This window comes from Microcoleus sp. B9-D4, from assembly GCF_036705105.1.
Classification (GTDB): domain Bacteria; phylum Cyanobacteriota; class Cyanobacteriia; order Cyanobacteriales; family Microcoleaceae; genus Microcoleus.
In genome coordinates, this window is sequence record NZ_JAUBTS010000005.1 from 115,418 (window position 1) to 130,628 (window position 15,211).

General features: G+C 47.6%; 8 protein-coding genes and 1 tRNA gene. 8 read left to right on the forward strand and 1 reads right to left on the reverse strand.

Translation table 11 applies throughout. The features are described 5' to 3' along the window. Positions 1-4 precede the first annotated feature (4 nt). From gshA to QUB24_RS04735, 8 genes are all read left to right on the forward strand, one after another. Positions 5-1,156, forward strand: a complete 1,152-nt coding sequence (gene gshA / locus QUB24_RS04700) for a glutamate--cysteine ligase (protein WP_333151143.1) — start codon at positions 5-7, stop codon at positions 1,154-1,156. 397 nt (positions 1,157-1,553) lie between these two features. After that, positions 1,554-2,015, forward strand: coding sequence for a tRNA (cytidine(34)-2'-O)-methyltransferase (locus tag QUB24_RS04705; protein WP_332983637.1), 462 nt, complete (start codon positions 1,554-1,556; stop codon positions 2,013-2,015). A 582-nt stretch (positions 2,016-2,597) separates the two neighbouring features. Then, positions 2,598-5,072, forward strand: coding sequence for a peptidoglycan DD-metalloendopeptidase family protein (locus QUB24_RS04710; RefSeq protein ID WP_333151145.1), 2,475 nt, complete (start codon positions 2,598-2,600; stop codon positions 5,070-5,072). 138 nt (positions 5,073-5,210) lie between these two features. Beyond that, positions 5,211-5,283, forward strand: a tRNA-Met gene (locus QUB24_RS04715). Positions 5,284-5,409: 126 nt separating this feature from the next. Beyond that, on the forward strand, positions 5,410-6,009 hold the full coding sequence (locus tag QUB24_RS04720; RefSeq protein ID WP_015178160.1) for a peroxiredoxin: 600 nt from the start codon (positions 5,410-5,412) through the stop codon (positions 6,007-6,009). A 303-nt stretch (positions 6,010-6,312) separates the two neighbouring features. Beyond that, entirely contained in the window at positions 6,313-6,855 is a 543-nt protein-coding gene (locus tag QUB24_RS04725; protein ID WP_333151147.1) for a redoxin domain-containing protein, read from the forward strand. 359 nt (positions 6,856-7,214) lie between these two features. Continuing rightward, positions 7,215-11,264: a hypothetical protein gene (locus tag QUB24_RS04730; RefSeq protein ID WP_333151149.1), complete on the forward strand. Its 4,050-nt coding sequence runs from the start codon at positions 7,215-7,217 to the stop codon at positions 11,262-11,264. Positions 11,265-11,599: 335 nt separating this feature from the next. Next, positions 11,600-12,160, forward strand: a complete 561-nt coding sequence (locus tag QUB24_RS04735) for a Uma2 family endonuclease (protein WP_333151151.1) — start codon at positions 11,600-11,602, stop codon at positions 12,158-12,160. 300 nt (positions 12,161-12,460) lie between these two features. On the opposite strand, the gene QUB24_RS04740 is transcribed toward QUB24_RS04735, so the two are convergent. Then, the gene (locus QUB24_RS04740; protein WP_333151153.1) at positions 12,461-14,929 is read right to left on the reverse strand and encodes an ATP-dependent Clp protease ATP-binding subunit; all 2,469 of its coding nucleotides are present in this window, start codon (positions 14,927-14,929) and stop codon (positions 12,461-12,463) included. Positions 14,930-15,211: the final 282 nt, after the last annotated feature.

Below are 15,211 nucleotides of genomic sequence, written 5' to 3' on the forward strand. Positions count from 1 at the left end.
AAACGTGCTGCTATCAAAAGGCTTTGAAGTAGAAATGTATACCGGCACTCCCGAAGGTGAGGTTGTCGGTCTCTCCGATCGCATAGTCGCCGATCTAGAGGGATTTGTGCGGGAGCCTGATAGCCGCAATGTGGAGTACACGACCGCCCCGCTGTGCAGCTACGATCGCCTGTTGTGCGCCTTAGTCAAGCCGCGAGTCCGGCTGCGCGAGTATCTCAAACAATTGGGCGACTATACCTTGCTGCCGGGAAGTACCTTGTCTCTCGGAGGGAGCGATCGATTTTACCGATCCGATCCCAACAACCCCTACCACACCTACATCGAGCAAACCTACGGCACCAAAGTCGTCACCGCCAGCATTCACATCAACATCGGCATCTCCCAACCAGAAATGCTGATGCGCGCCATCCGCCTCGCCCGCGTCGAAGCACCGCTATACCTTGCCTTGAGCGCCTCTTCCCCCTTCCTCGACGGCGAAGTCACGGGCTATCATTCGACTCGGTGGGGTTTGTTTCCCAAAACTCCCGCCATCGTTCCCCTGTTTGAAAGTCACAAGCATTACATTCAGTGGACTGAAGAACAGCTAGAACTCGGTACTATGCAAAACGTCCGCCATTTGTGGTCTGCAGTGCGCCCAAATGGCGATCGTCGCCCCTACTGTCTCAACCGCCTCGAACTGAGAATTTGCGACCTCGAAGTCAATCCTCTAGCTTTGTTAGCGATCACTGCCTTGCTAGAAGCTCGCATTTGGCAGATGATGGAAGACCCCAGCTTAGACCCCTTAGAACTCAGCACCTTGCCGGCGGCCACCCGCAACCAAGACTTAGTTGCCCTCACAGACGCCAACGAAATTGCTGCATCTGGCCAAAGTTTGGATGCCGAACTCACCCACTGGCAAGACGGCCGAACTATTCTGGCACGAGATTGGATTGAGGAAATTTACCGAGAAGTCTGGCCTTTCGCCAAAAAACGTGGCTTTAGCTGCTTTCTCTCACCTCTGAAAAAAATTCTCCGGGAAGGCAACACCGCCCAGCAGTGGTTGAAGCTACACGAGGGCGGTTTGGACACCCGCAGTATTATTCTCCAAGGAATTGATGGCATGGCTCATCAGGAATGGGAGCTAGAAGACAACTTGTGCGCCCAGTTAGTTGCCTGAAGTATCCGCCGTTATGATAAGGGGGGCTTTCACTAGCCCCGTGGCTATGCGTACTCAGCCAATACAAATAGCCCGAACCTCCCGGTCAATCGATTTTAGATTTTAGATTTTAGATTTTAGATTTTAGAGGCGACCCCACGGATAAATACGTTCGGCAAGTTTCATCGGATACAGGTTTTTTATTTCTGGATCCTGAGTCTGCTTTCGGAATGAATCTGGGGGCTTGTATCCTGGATGCTTGATTGTCAAAAGTTGCAGAGCACCTCCCAAAAACCAATCAGAATATTTAATCAATGGATCTCGACAAAGGTTATAAATAAAAGCTATAAGGTATATCTACCTGTGGGTAGTTTGATAAATTTCCCAATAGCTGTATTTTACGCTTTTAATTAGCTTCATGCCCCAACTTGTCTTGATTCACCCGCAAATCCCCCCGAATACTGGCAATATCGCCCGCACTTGCGCTGCCACAGGCACGGAACTGCATTTAGTCGGCCCGCTGGGGTTTGAAATTAGCGATCGCTACCTGAAACGGGCCGGCTTAGATTACTGGCCCTACGTCAATCTCCACTGCCACGAAGACTTAGCGGCTTTTCTGGCCTATCGGGAGCAGCGGGGGGGACGATCGATCGGATTCAGCACTGGCGGGCGATGCAATTACGCGCAATTCCAATTTCAGCCCAGCGACTGGCTGATGTTTGGCTCGGAAACTGTAGGCATTCCCCAATTCGTCTTGGATGCCTGCGATGCCACAGTTTTTATTCCGATGAGCCAGCCTGGAGTCAGGAGTTTGAACCTCTCCGTCAGCGCCGCTGTAGGTTTATTTGAGGCTAAACGACAGTTGGGGGAGCTGGGATAAATCATTATCAACACATAAATATATAGATATTTAATAGCTGGTGGAGGCTGCCAAGTCTCCATTTTAATATAAGAAATTTGTATCAAAGGGGTGAAAATCTAGATAGCCGACATTAATATATTTTATTCATTCAAAAACAGATTGTTATCAGCAACACCAAATTACTCCCAAGAGGATTCAGCAACAAAAACAGAGGATTTTAGCGATTTAGGGCGTCAGCGAGTACCAGCTTGGGTCTGAACACTATATCTAGTAAATATACGGTTGTAGGTTGTCCGGAAATTAGCCTAAAGTCTGATAATAGGTGAGAGTTCAGAGCCTTACGGGAATGAAGATTTTATGTATTCGTTCCAGCTATTGCGGTGTAAGGCTTGTGGGGTTAATTGCAGCAGGTTTGACCGAGAATTTTAAAATTTATGACGGTTTGAGCTTGTCTAAATTTAAAAAGCAAGGTAATCTGGCCTAAGCATGATAGCTGTCAACAATCAGAATATTTTTGCTTGTTGATTTAAATTCAGCGTCATGCGATCCCCTTGAGTGTTTCCAAGGACAGTTAGCGCTTCTCAGTAGGAGGTCGTTTTTTTGAAACGAACATATCCCCAAATTAAGCCTGTTCAGGCTAGTGAAATCGACAGAGACGGTTCTGCGGAACCATCAAAACAGACAACGCTCAGCACAGGCAGAGTTCGCTCTCTCGCCACGATCGGGCTGGCAATATCGGTAGGTGCTTCTGGCATCCTGCTACCGAGAAATGGAGACAGCGCTCGCGCGTCTGAACTCGCACCGACATCAGAATCCACCGCTGAAGTACAGCCAGTATCGGCCAACGGGCCCGCTACGTCCGCACAAGTTGACGGTTCCAGGGCCCAACAGCCAGGAGCACCTTCTGAGCCGGCGACGGTTAAGGTGCAGGAGGGGCAAAGCCTTTGGGAGCTTTCTCGGGATTATGAAGTAGAACCGTTGGTACTAGCAACTGCCAACGACATCCAACCCGATACCATACTCCAAGTTGGCCAACAGCTTAGAATTCCGACTGCGACGGAAGCCACACCACAACAGAACGCCGGCTATAGCACATCGGCTTCGCTAGATCGCGCAGCGACGGTCAATCCCGAACAAGAGTTAAATCTGACTGGCTCCGAGCCATTGGATAGTGCAGCAATGACAGCGCTGCCATCAACCGCAGCGACCCCGCTGGTCACGACGGTACCGGAACAAAGTTCGATCGACATCCCGAATGCAGACGGGGCGATCGACAGTTTGAAAAAACAGGAAAACCGCACCACAGAATCGGGTCGAACTATGTTCGGGTCGGAGGGGGGAGCAAATTCATCTACATCGGCGGCATTTTTGCCGGAGTCAGCACCGACGCTGACCTCCCCCGGATATGCAAGTGGGACAACTATTCCTGACCTCGATGCCACACCTGTAATTCCCAATTCCGGGGGAGGTCAAGCAGCATCGCCCGATCAAGCATTCGAGTCAATTGAACAGTCTTTGGCAACACCCAGTTTGCCCTCGGCTGTGCTAGTCCCCCCTGCGGGAAGTACCGCCGCGCCGGCTGAGGTTCTCTACAGCGTGCGTCCGGGAGATACGGTAGATGCGATCGCCAAAGGTCACGGCGTATCGCCCAAAGATCTGATCTCCGTCAACAAGCTCGGCAACCCCAACTTGCTGAATGTCAATCAACGGCTCAAAATTCCCCAAGTTGGGTTTAAAAATCCAGGGGTGGAGGCTGCAGCATCTTATTCTGCCTCCAACTCTACATCTGTCTGGGCGGCGAGTTCGGTTCCCGCATCTTTGAACCCCAGCTCGTCTACCTCGGAAATAGCCGGTGCTGGCGTTGCAGCACCCGTGCCCAAAGTGCCTGTTGTCTCTCCCCTGGAGAACCTGGAAGGTCTGAACAATATTTCAGCGCCGATGGTTCCCCAAATTAACAGCATTCCGCTGACTCAAGTTTCCCAAACCATTAGCGATCCACGGAAGCTGGATCTTCAAGGCGAACCAACATTTACAGGTGCAGTTGACACCAGTGCCCTGCCCTCGCCAGCCAGTGCAACTGCTACCGCCATCGCTACGGGAGAATACCCGCAGCCGATCAGCTTCGTGGGAAATACTAGCGCCCAGGGTTCAAATGCCGATCCAACTAGCGCTGTACCAGAGTCGAATTCGGAGGCTCTCCCCACCGCACAAGCTCTCAACCCTTATTCCGAACGCTTGAGGGCAGAAGTTGTCAGGCTGCGAGAGGAATATCGTGCCTCGCGCAATTCGATCGGCGCCAATGCGGTGTCCCTGGCTCCCAATGACGGGCCCTCGGTCAACCCGTCTGAGGATATGCCAAGTGTCAATCCATATCTCTACACCCCCGACTATACTGAGGCGGTGCAGAATGAAATCAGCAGACCGCCATCGAGAGCCTGGTCTGAGCAGGTTCAGAAGCAGCAGCAAGAGCGTTTAGACCCGGCTCGCGCAGCGGAACTGCAACCGATCAACCTGACGCCGACCTCTGCTGGGCAGGGGCCTGTGGTAGCAACTGCTCCTTTGGGAGCCGACGGTTACGATCCCCTAAGCAACCCGTCTTTGGGACGCATGGTTTCTCCAGAACTGCCTCCTCTTTCGAGCCCTGATACCTATCTGCCTAACGGCAAACAACAGTCGGCTAACGGGTTTATTTGGCCGTCTAAGGGCGTTCTTACTTCCGGCTACGGCTGGCGGTGGGGACGGATGCACAAAGGAATTGATATTGCAGGGCCGATCGGCACGCCAATTGTGGCAGCATCAGACGGGGTGGTTACCTATGCTCAGTGGAACGACGGCGGCTACGGGTATCTGGTGGAAATTACCCATCCTGACGGCACTGAGACTGTCTATGCCCACAACAGCCGGATTTTGGTGCAAAAGGGTCAGAGAGTCGCTCAAGGGGAACAGATTTCAGAAATGGGCAGCACCGGCTTTAGTACCGGGCCGCACTTGCACTTTGAAATTCATCCCGCCGGACAGGGTGCTATCAACCCAATGGCTTTACTGCCCGACGATGCGTCCAGCGCTTCTCGGTAACGAATGGTCGAAAGTTATGGGTTTTGAATGATTACCAAAACTCATAACTTTTACTGGAAGTCATTAGAAATAGTGTTGCTTGAAAAGAAGACATAGCTAGCCCTACCGTGCTACGATAGTAAATCGTGAAGTAGATTTGGCTCAGTGGCGCAGTGGTTAGCGCAGGGGACTCATAAGCCCAAGGTCGCAGGTTCAAATCCCGCCTGAGCCATTATTTAATCCAAAAAATTGCGCTCTCAAATTTGAGAGCGTTTTTTTTTGATTTCTCTAGAACATACTTGTAGTCGTTATGAGTATGATATATTTGTAACAGTTCGTAAAAAAGGAAACAAAATCTATGACCAGTGAATGCCTCCGGGTTGGTCAAGCTGCACCCGATTTCGCAGCAACAGCCGTAGTGGATCAGGAATTCAAGACAGTTAAACTGTCCGACTATAAAGGCAAAAAGTATGTAGTCCTGTTCTTCTACCCCTTGGACTTCACCTTTGTGTGCCCGACTGAGATTACAGCATTTAGCGATCGCTTCGAGGACTTCAAGAAAATCGATACCGAAATCCTCGGCGTATCCGTGGACAGTGAATTCTCTCACCTCGCTTGGATACAAACAGACCGCAAATCTGGCGGTGTTGGCGACCTCAACTATCCCTTAGTTGCTGACCTCAAAAAAACAATTAGTTCGGCCTACAACGTCCTCGACCCAGAAGCAGGCATTGCCCTCAGAGGTCTGTTCATCATCGACAAAGAAGGCATCATCCAACACTCTACTATCAACAATCTTGCCTTCGGCCGCAACGTGGACGAAACTCTCCGTACTCTGCAAGCTATCCAACACGTCCAGTCTCATCCCGATGAAGTTTGTCCCGCCGGCTGGCAGCCCGGTGACAAGACCATGACTCCCGATCCGGTCAAGTCTAAGGTATTCTTTGCTGCGGTTTAAGCAGATTATATGTGTAGGGACACGCCAATGCCCATTAGTGTCAACTTAAGCCGAAAGCCCGCCAGGGACTGAAGTCCCTGTCTAATAGCTAAAGTCCTCTCAAGAGGACTGATGAGGTGTTACCCATTTCTTTAGTCCTCATAGCGAGGACTTGAGCTTTGAGGCTCTTGTTGAAACCCCTGCCGGACTATGGGTTTAACGTGTTTGTTGACACGCCTTGGGATCTTGGAGTGTCCCTACCTGCTGGGGCATTCGTTTAACCGGATTTTTAATTAGCAATTAGCAATTACCCAAGTAGGAAATATGCTGACTTCTACTAATTTTAGCGGCTTGTTAAATCAGCGGTTTTTCCAAAATTTATTGCCTGTTCCGGCGACTAATGTTCTGAACCTGGGACAGAGGACGCCAGATTTTGAATTGCCGGATATTAATAATGGCAAATTGGTGCGGCTGTCGAATTATCGGGGCGATAAACCGGTAATTCTGGCTTTTACGCGGATTTTTACAGAAAAGCAATATTGCCCTTTCTGTTTTCCTCACATTAAAGCTTTGAATGAAAACTGGGAAAAATTTGCCGATCGCAATATAGAATTATTGATGGTTGCCAGTACCGACGATCGCCAAAGCCAAATAGTGGTTAGAGATTTAGGCTTGAAAATGCCTCTGCTTTCTGATCCAGGCTGTCAAGTTTTTCGGGCTTATCAAGTCGGTCAGGCTTTGGGTGCTCCTTTGCCTGCTCAGTTTGTTTTGGATGCAGATGGAAAACTCCTCTTCAAACATTTGTTTTCTTTCATAGATCACAATGCTAGTGTGGACACTTTGTTGAAATATGTCGATCATCGGTAAAAAAACCGCTGCTGTGTCCTAATGATCGTGGATTAAATAACTTCCGTAGGTTGTGCCCGTGGCACGAACCCTCCGTTTCACTCTGCCCAACAATCAAGCGTGGGGTTGGGTTTCGTGCCACGGGCACAACCTACAAAAAATGCAAGTTATTTAATTCTCATTCCTAATTGGGAGTTTTTCACCGCTGATGTACGCTGGTTTAGGCCCATCAGCGGAATTTTTTCACCGATTGACACTGGCTGCGACAGCTATTTAGTCATAAATACTTATTGTGCCAATTTCGATGGCGGAATGTTGCCATGTTCGCTCGACATTAATCTAGGCTATAGCTTGAAGGTACTTAGTACAAGTTTAAGCCAATGTCGTCTCCCAAAGATCGATCAAGCAAAATTGAATTGAGCGTCTTAGCCTCGCATCCTGAGTTGTTGACAGGTTTAGATGCGTGGCTGCGGCTAGGTTTACTTTCGCCCGCTGAGGTTGAGGAATTGTGCCGACAGTATTTAGTCTGCCCAATCAGAGAGCCCGCTGTAGATTTTTCTGAAATTGAAAACCCGCGAGATCCTATTGCCGAGCCAAAAGTACCTGCCTTATCAACGCAAAAAGCAGTACCTAGCAGCCGAGAAAGCGTTGCTAGGCCCACAGAAACTACTCAAACCCCTAATTTTATCGCTCAAATTTTGCACTCGCTAATGGCAGAAATTAGCGTGGTGTGGCTGTTGTTTTTAGGAGTGTTCATGGTAGTTGTCTCCTCTGGAGTCTTAGCTGCCAGTCAGTGGGAAAGATTTCCTGCCGCCGGACAATATGGAGTTTTGTTAGCTTATACTTTAACTTTTTGGGCGATTAGCAGTTGGGCAAACAGACAGCAGAATTTGCACTTGACTGCTCAAACTTTGCAAGAAGTGACGCTGTTGCTAGTGCCGATCAATTTTTGGGCAATGGATACTTTTGGATTGTGGCGGTATCCTTGGGATTGGGCGGTAGCAATCGCAGCGGCACTTATTTTGACTTGGATAACTGCCCGGATTATCAAATATCAATATCAAAGCTGTTCAGGAAAAAACATCACTCGATCAATCGCCCTAAATCACTTGGGATTGAGTTATTTGCACTCTTGGTGGGCCTTGGCAGGCTTTGCCCTTACTGCGGTTTATGTGGGTACAGTGGGAACTGCTGCTACTACAGTTTATCAAATTCAGCAACAACGATTGCAATCTATCCAACGTGGGGGAAATACTGAAACATTCCCCGCTGCTTTCAGTTTGAGCAGAGATTTTCTGACTTACAAAAAAGCAGCTTTAGTAGCTTATTCGTTAGGAATTTTACTGGGTAGAGCGATATTTGTCAAGGATGTAAATATCGCTGAAATGGGTTTAGCTTTGGCGATTTGTGGCGTGCTTTTAGGATGGCTAGATTGGCAGCACCCCCTCACATCTGGGACTATTGAAAACAATATATCCGACCGGCCAAATCCCAGCAATTTTTTTAAATGGCAATTAGCGGGAATGGGTTTGTTGGGTTTGGGGTGGCTGGTTTGTTTTCGGGACATTCCGCTACAGGCGATCGCAGTTAGCGGATTGGCTGTTTGGTTTTTTTATAACCGTTTAGTGCGGTTTTGGCAAGAGTTTGATTTGGTAATGCTGGAGGCGGTGGCACTTCAGAGTATTTGGCTGTTTTGGCGACTGCTTCCTTTAGGGATTAAAACACAATTTGTGGCATTTTTAACTCAGCTTACAAACTCCCAGGAAACTCCTTGGGCTTTTTGGGGTGTTCTGCTGTTGCCTTATTTAATGTTAATGGTAAGTGCGGCGCAGTTGCTCTACCGCAAGCGAAAGTTTCAACTTGCCAGTTTTGGCGAAAACCTTGCTCTCGGTTTGGGGAGTGTTTTAACTGTTATTAGTTTTGTCAATCCGTTTTGGCGATCTCTCAATTTATTAGTCTCTACTTTAATTTTAGGTTGGATCACTTGGAAATACATAATTCCCGACAATTCCCGGCGAGTTTCGAGCCCGGCTTCTGCGACTGAACAACAGGGAAATCCGGCAATTTTGGTTCCCATAACTCACATTATGGGTTTAGGCGCGATCGCTTCGGCAATTGACTTATTTTTCCCAAACCAGACACCCAATATTTGGTCGGCAATCTTATTAATTTTTATGGCGAGTGAATGGGTATTTTTTGTCTGGATGAAAGCGGCAAATTCCCAAGAAAACTCTGCCTTTTTACGCTGGCATCCTGCATGGTTCCAAAGTTCCTGGTATCTGGGCTTAGTATTAGCAGGATTTAGCTTTGTCTTGTTGCAAAATTATGTGATTGCGGGTACTGCCACTTATCGCCCTCAGTGGAGGTTGCTCTGGCTGGCGACTCCTTTGGCTTTGACTGCTGTTGCTAAATATACTGAGGTTCCTCACAAACAAGTTGCCAGTACCTTTAGTACGATCGCTTTAATAGTTGCCCAAGTTCTAATTTTTATTTTTCCGGGATATCGGTTAATTGGTTTGGGGGTTGCCACCGGATTAATGTTGGTCAATACTTACTATTTAGTCGAGATACCAGCGGCTGCGATTGGAGTGGGGTTGGGCTTGAGTTTCGTAGCTGCGGTGATTGATCAATTAGGTTTTGTGTCGGGTTGGGATTGGGGAATTGCCGGGGCGATCGCTCTTTTGTGTCTGTGGTTGCTTCGCAGCATGATTGTTCGTTTTTCCAGCCGTTTACCTGAGTCTTCTCAATTAGCTGAAATTTACGATCGAGCTTTAGATGGGTGGGCAATCTTACTCGCCGGCTTACTGTTAACAACTATTACTTTTTATTCCTATGAACTCTACGCAGGCAGTAGCTTGAGTTTCCCGCCCTCGGCTAAAGTTTTGGCTGCTATTTTGGTGATAATGGCTGCGATTATTTTCCGAAGTTTACGCCAACTTTCCCCTCTGGCAATTTATGCCTTGGCTTGGAGTTTGGAGTTGTTGACAGCAGTCGGTTTGAGTTTTGTCGATCGCACTACGATTAATTTAGCAGTTGCTAATATCGCTCTCGGGTTGTCTACGCAATTATTGGGCGATGTGTGGCGGCGCCGCCACCGCGATCCAACAATTTTACCTAGCATTCATTTTATACCTTTGGTTTACGGGGTATTGGGTTTAACTTTCCGATCGCACACTTTGACGAATTGGACTGGTTTAACTGTGTTGGGTGCGTCTTTAATTGCGATCGGTATTGGTAGGCGGGAGCCAGAATTCAAACCTTTGGTTTATTTAGGATTAATTGGCGTGTCCGCTGCTGCTTACGAATCGCTACTCTATCAACTTTTTCAAACACCAGGAGGAGATTTTGGAGATGGCTTAATTGTCCTGGCTACTCTCGGCACAACATTAACATATATCTATCGCATTTTATCTCCTTGGCTCAGCAATTATTTACATTTAACTAATGCAGAGTTAAAAATATTTGCTCACCTGCACTGGGCTTTGAGCAGTTTGCTGCTGATTTGGGCTTCTGCCAATGATATTAAATCCGGTATAAGTTTAGGATTAGTCACTGGTGCTTTATTAGTTCAATATGCTTTCTTGCAAGGGCGAAATAATCTCGATCGCCAATGGGCAGAAATTTGGATTTACTTGGGCTGGCTAGAAGCCTTTGGCATCCGGCTTTATTGGATCAATACGCCTTTAGTTAAGTATATTTCCGGGCCGCTGGGGCCTTGGAAAGTTGCCCTCGCTTCTCTATTTGCCTATTTCATTTACATTTTGCCTTGGGACAACTGGGGTTGGTCAAAAAAACCTTGGCAGGTAATTGCTTCGCTGATTCCAATAGTTACTATTTTGGAAAGTCCGGCTAAGTTTTATCCGATTAGCTTGCTGATAGCTGCCGCCTTCTATGTTTTCCTAGCTTGGGAAAGGCAGGAAGTCCGTTGTACCTATGTGAGTGTGGCGATAATTGACTGGATATTGCTGCGGTGGTTTGGGGAAATAGGATTGACTCAGCCGGAGTGGTTTTTTACTCCTTTGGGGCTTTCTTTCCTTTATATTACTCAGTTCGATCGCACTCTCAAATTACCCGCACAAAAACCGCTACGCCACACTCTACGAATGCTCGCAACGGCGCTGATTTGCGGGATGCCTCTTTTGACTCAGCAAAGCCACGGTTTAGTTGCGGCAGCTTTTAGTTTGGTGGCGATTGCAGCGGGTTTGGCGCTGCGAGTTCGGGCGTTTTTGTTTGTGGGAACGGGAATTTTTTTTATCAATGTTTTCTATCAGTTGGTGGTTCTAATCTTCGATTATCCGCTGATTAAATGGGCAATTGGTTTGGCTTTTGGCATTGCGTTTATCTGGATTGCTGCTACTTTTGAAACGCGGCGCGATCGCATTTCTGCTGTCGTGCAGCATTGGGTTGTACAATTGCAATCGTGGGATTAAATTTTCCCTTAATCAACTTTTGTTGGGTGGTTAGGGTGGGTTTACCAAAACCCTAACCCTATGATTATTTGTTGATGAAGTTTTGAAAAATCGCCCTTTTTTTTTTGGGTAAAAAGCTTGACACTGTTAGCTTGACAATGTATTATTTAATAATGGGAATAGTGGCAATTTTAAAAATTAAGTTACTACTCCCATTATCTAAAATATACCTTAAAAGCAAACTAAGATCAATAGGTAAAAATTCCTTTTTTTGCGCCGCGATTTGAGATTGTGAAAGCAGCAAAGGCGATGAAACAGAAAAAGGGCAACTAAAAGGAGCGCCAAATAAATAAATTATGACAACTCAGTTTATGAAGCGCCTGTTCACAGTAAAAGAATATCATCAGATGATTGAATCTGGCATCTTGACAAAAGATGATAAAGTTGAATTGATTCGAGGAGAAATCGTTCAAATGGCCGCCGTCGGTAGAAGGCATACATCTCATGTCAAGCGTCTGACAGAGTTATTCTATATCCGCTTATTATCGAGAGTAACCATTGGAGTTCAAGATCCGGTAGAATTGGACGATCGCTCGGAACCTGAACCGGATATTTCCTTACTGCGACGGCGCGATGATTTTTACGAATCGGGACATCCTCAGTCTGAGGATATTTTACTAATTGTGGAAGTGGCGGATGCAACCGCTGAAACTGACAGAAATATCAAAATTCCTCTTTATGCCGAAGACAATATTGTAGAAGTTTGGCAGGTAGATATTAACGAGCAATGTGTAGTAGTTTATCGCGAACCTTCTCCTTCGGGATACCAAAATATTCAAAGATTTCAGCGGGGTCAGGTTTTATCAATTCTTGCTTTTCCAGATGTAGAAATTGCTGTAGATAATGTGTTGGGATAATAGAGTCATAACTCATACCATTTTAGATTTTAGATTTTAGATTTTAGATTTTAGAATTGGGAATGATATCGTTTCCGGTTGTATCGGAATGATTTAACCGCAGAGGGCGCAGAGAACGCAGAGGGAGAGAATACAGAGAGGAATAATTCCGATGCTACCGAATTTGATATGACTGATTATATAAGGATTTGGAGCGTGCCTAAACTTGCTTTTTTTTAACGGGTATTATTTAATTAAAAACCCGGTTTCTCCGAGAAACCGGGTTTTTAATCAACAGTATTTATTCGTTTTTAGAGCGCATTAATGGCTTAATGCGAATTCGGGCAATTTCGGCTCAGATGAACCATCGGGCACTACCTTAACCTGACCGTTTTCATCCACATCAACGATCGCCTTTTGGCCGTCTTTCAGCTTCCCAGACAGCATTTCCTCAGCCAGTACATCTTCCAACAACCGCATGATTGCGCGGCGTAAAGGTCGGGCACCGTAGCTGGGATTGTAGCCTTCTGTAACTAACAAGTCCTTGAATCGGTCCGTCACCGACAAAGTAATACCCTGTTCGGTTAAACGGCTGAAGACTTGCTGCAACATGATGTCCGCAATCTGCTTGACTTCTTCCCTGTTCAACTGGCGGAAGACGATAATCTCATCCAAGCGGTTGATAAATTCGGGACGGAAAAACTGTTTCAGTTCTTCGTTTACCAAGCTGCGAACGCGGTTGTACTGACCGTCTGCGGCACTTTCAGCAAACTCGAAACCGAGACCGCCGCCGCCTTTTTCAATCACTCGCGAACCGATGTTTGAGGTCATGATCAGCAGTGTATTCTTAAAGTCTACTGTCCGACCTTTAGCATCAGTTAAGCGGCCGTCTTCCAAGATTTGCAGCATCATGTTGAAGACATCCGGGTGAGCTTTTTCGATTTCGTCGAACAAGATGACCGTGTAAGGACGGCGCCGGACTGCTTCTGTTAGTTGGCCACCTTCGTCGTAGCCAACGTAACCGGGAGGCGAACCGATGAGTTTGGAAACCGTGTGGCGTTCCATGAATTCGGACATATCTAACCGAATCATGGCTTCTTCGGAACCGAAGAAATAAGTGGCCAGGGCTTTTGTAAGTTCGGTTTTGCCGACGCCTGTGGGGCCGGAAAAGATGAAACTGGCGATCGGGCGATTGGGATTTTTCAAGCCTACCCGTGCGCGACGGATAGCCCTAGAAACTGCGCTGACAGCTTCTTCTTGACCGATCAAGCGCTGGTGCAAAGTATCTTCCATGTGCAGCAGCAATTCCGATTCGGATTCTGTCAGCTTGCTGACTGGTACTCCCGTCCAATTAGCCACGATGTGGGCGATGTCTTCTTCGGTGACGATGGGAGAGATTCTGATCTGGCTTTTGTTGATAGTAGCTGCGGCGATTTCGGCTTCGATTTCTAATTCGCGATCGCGCAATTTGCCAGCTTTGTCAAAGTCTTGCTCCCGTACCGCAGCATCTTTTTCTTTGCTAACAGCCGGAAGTTGTTTTTTGAGTTCTTTAACTTCGGGCGGGGTTTGCGAGTTCAAGACGTGGACGCGGGAACCTGCTTCGTCAATTAAGTCGATCGCCTTGTCTGGCAAAAATCGATCGTTAATGTACCTGTCTGACAGTGTAGCCGCTGCTTCTATAGCTGCATCGGAAATCGTCAGTCTGTGGTGCTGTTCGTAGGCCGATCGCAACCCGTACAATATTTCTATTGTTTCAGCCACGCTCGGTTCACCGACTTTGATCGGTTGGAAGCGGCGTTCTAAGGCAGCGTCGCGCTCGATGTGCTTGCGATATTCGTCCAAGGTAGTGGCGCCGACACACTGCAATTCGCCTCTAGCAAGGGCTGGTTTGAGCATATTGGAGGCGTCCATGCTGCCTTGAATTGCGCCTGCACCGACTAAGGTGTGAATTTCATCAATGACCAGAATGATGTTGCCGGCAGCACGAATTTCGGCCATGATTTTCGTTAGCCGTTCTTCAAATTCGCCTCGGAACTTTGTACCAGCAATCAGCGAACCCATATCGAGGCTGATTACTTGTTTGTCTTCTAAAATTTCCGGGACGTTTCTATTGACAATCCGCTGGGCGAGGCCTTCGGCGAGGGCTGTTTTGCCGACTCCCGGTTCGCCTACTAACACTGGATTGTTCTTCGTGCGGCGGCCGAGCACTTGGATCACGCGCTCGATTTCATTTTCGCGGCCCACCACGGGATCGAGTTTGCCGGCTGCTGCTAACTTGGTCAAGTTTGTGCCAAATTCTTCTAAAGTCGGGATTTTGCGATCGCCGCTATCTCCCCTACCTCCAGGTACCGCCGCGACTTCTCCCACGGCACGAATTACCTGGGTGCGGACTCTCTGGCGATCGATCCCCAAGTTTTGCAGCACCTTCGCCGCCACCCCTTCATCGTCCTGAATCAGCCCCAGCAGGATGTGCTCGGTGCCGATGTAATTGTGGCCTAACTGCCGCGCTTCGTTCAGCGCCGTCTCAAAAATCCGCTTGACGCGGGGCGTAAAAGGAATTTCCGGCGGGAGGAACCCAGAACCTCTACCGATGATATTTTCGATTTCATTGCGCGCCTCTTTCAAATTGAGGCCCATATCCAGTAATACTTTTGCAGCGATGCCAGTGCCTTCGCCGACGAGCCCCAGAAGAATTTGCTCGGTGCCTACAAAATTGTGACCGAGGCGTCGCGCTTCCTCTTGGGCTAGCATGATTGCTTTAATGGCTTGTTCTGTAAAGCGTTCAAACATATTTTTTCTATCCTACTGTCTTGGCGAGGGCTGTATCGCTGCTGGTGAGGAGCGATTTGGAACACTACACAAATTATAGATGTAAATTTTTGTGTATTTCCTTCTTTAACAATGTATCTTGCTAAGGGGGTAGGGACAGTGGGGAGACCCGAATAGTAGGGGTGTGGTTGCCGTCCGCTGTCGATCGGATATTAATTGAGAATAATAGTAGCAAAATGGCTTGATTCCATGAATACTATCATTTTATCTATAAATAGATTCTTGTCCCAGTACATAAAGCTT

What these genes read in the sequence shown, in the direction of transcription:
- QUB24_RS04705 (WP_332983637.1), top strand. Translation starts at nt 1,554, where the DNA reads ATGCCCCAACTTGTCTTGATTCACCCGCAAATCCCCCCGAATACTGGC.
- QUB24_RS04720 (WP_015178160.1), top strand. Translation starts at nt 5,410, where the DNA reads ATGACCAGTGAATGCCTCCGGGTTGGTCAAGCTGCACCCGATTTCGCA.
- QUB24_RS04725 (WP_333151147.1), top strand. Translation starts at nt 6,313, where the DNA reads ATGCTGACTTCTACTAATTTTAGCGGCTTGTTAAATCAGCGGTTTTTC.
- QUB24_RS04730 (WP_333151149.1), top strand. Translation starts at nt 7,215, where the DNA reads ATGTCGTCTCCCAAAGATCGATCAAGCAAAATTGAATTGAGCGTCTTA.
- QUB24_RS04735 (WP_333151151.1), top strand. Translation starts at nt 11,600, where the DNA reads ATGACAACTCAGTTTATGAAGCGCCTGTTCACAGTAAAAGAATATCAT.
- QUB24_RS04740 (WP_333151153.1), bottom strand. Translation starts at nt 14,929, where the DNA reads ATGTTTGAACGCTTTACAGAACAAGCCATTAAAGCAATCATGCTAGCC.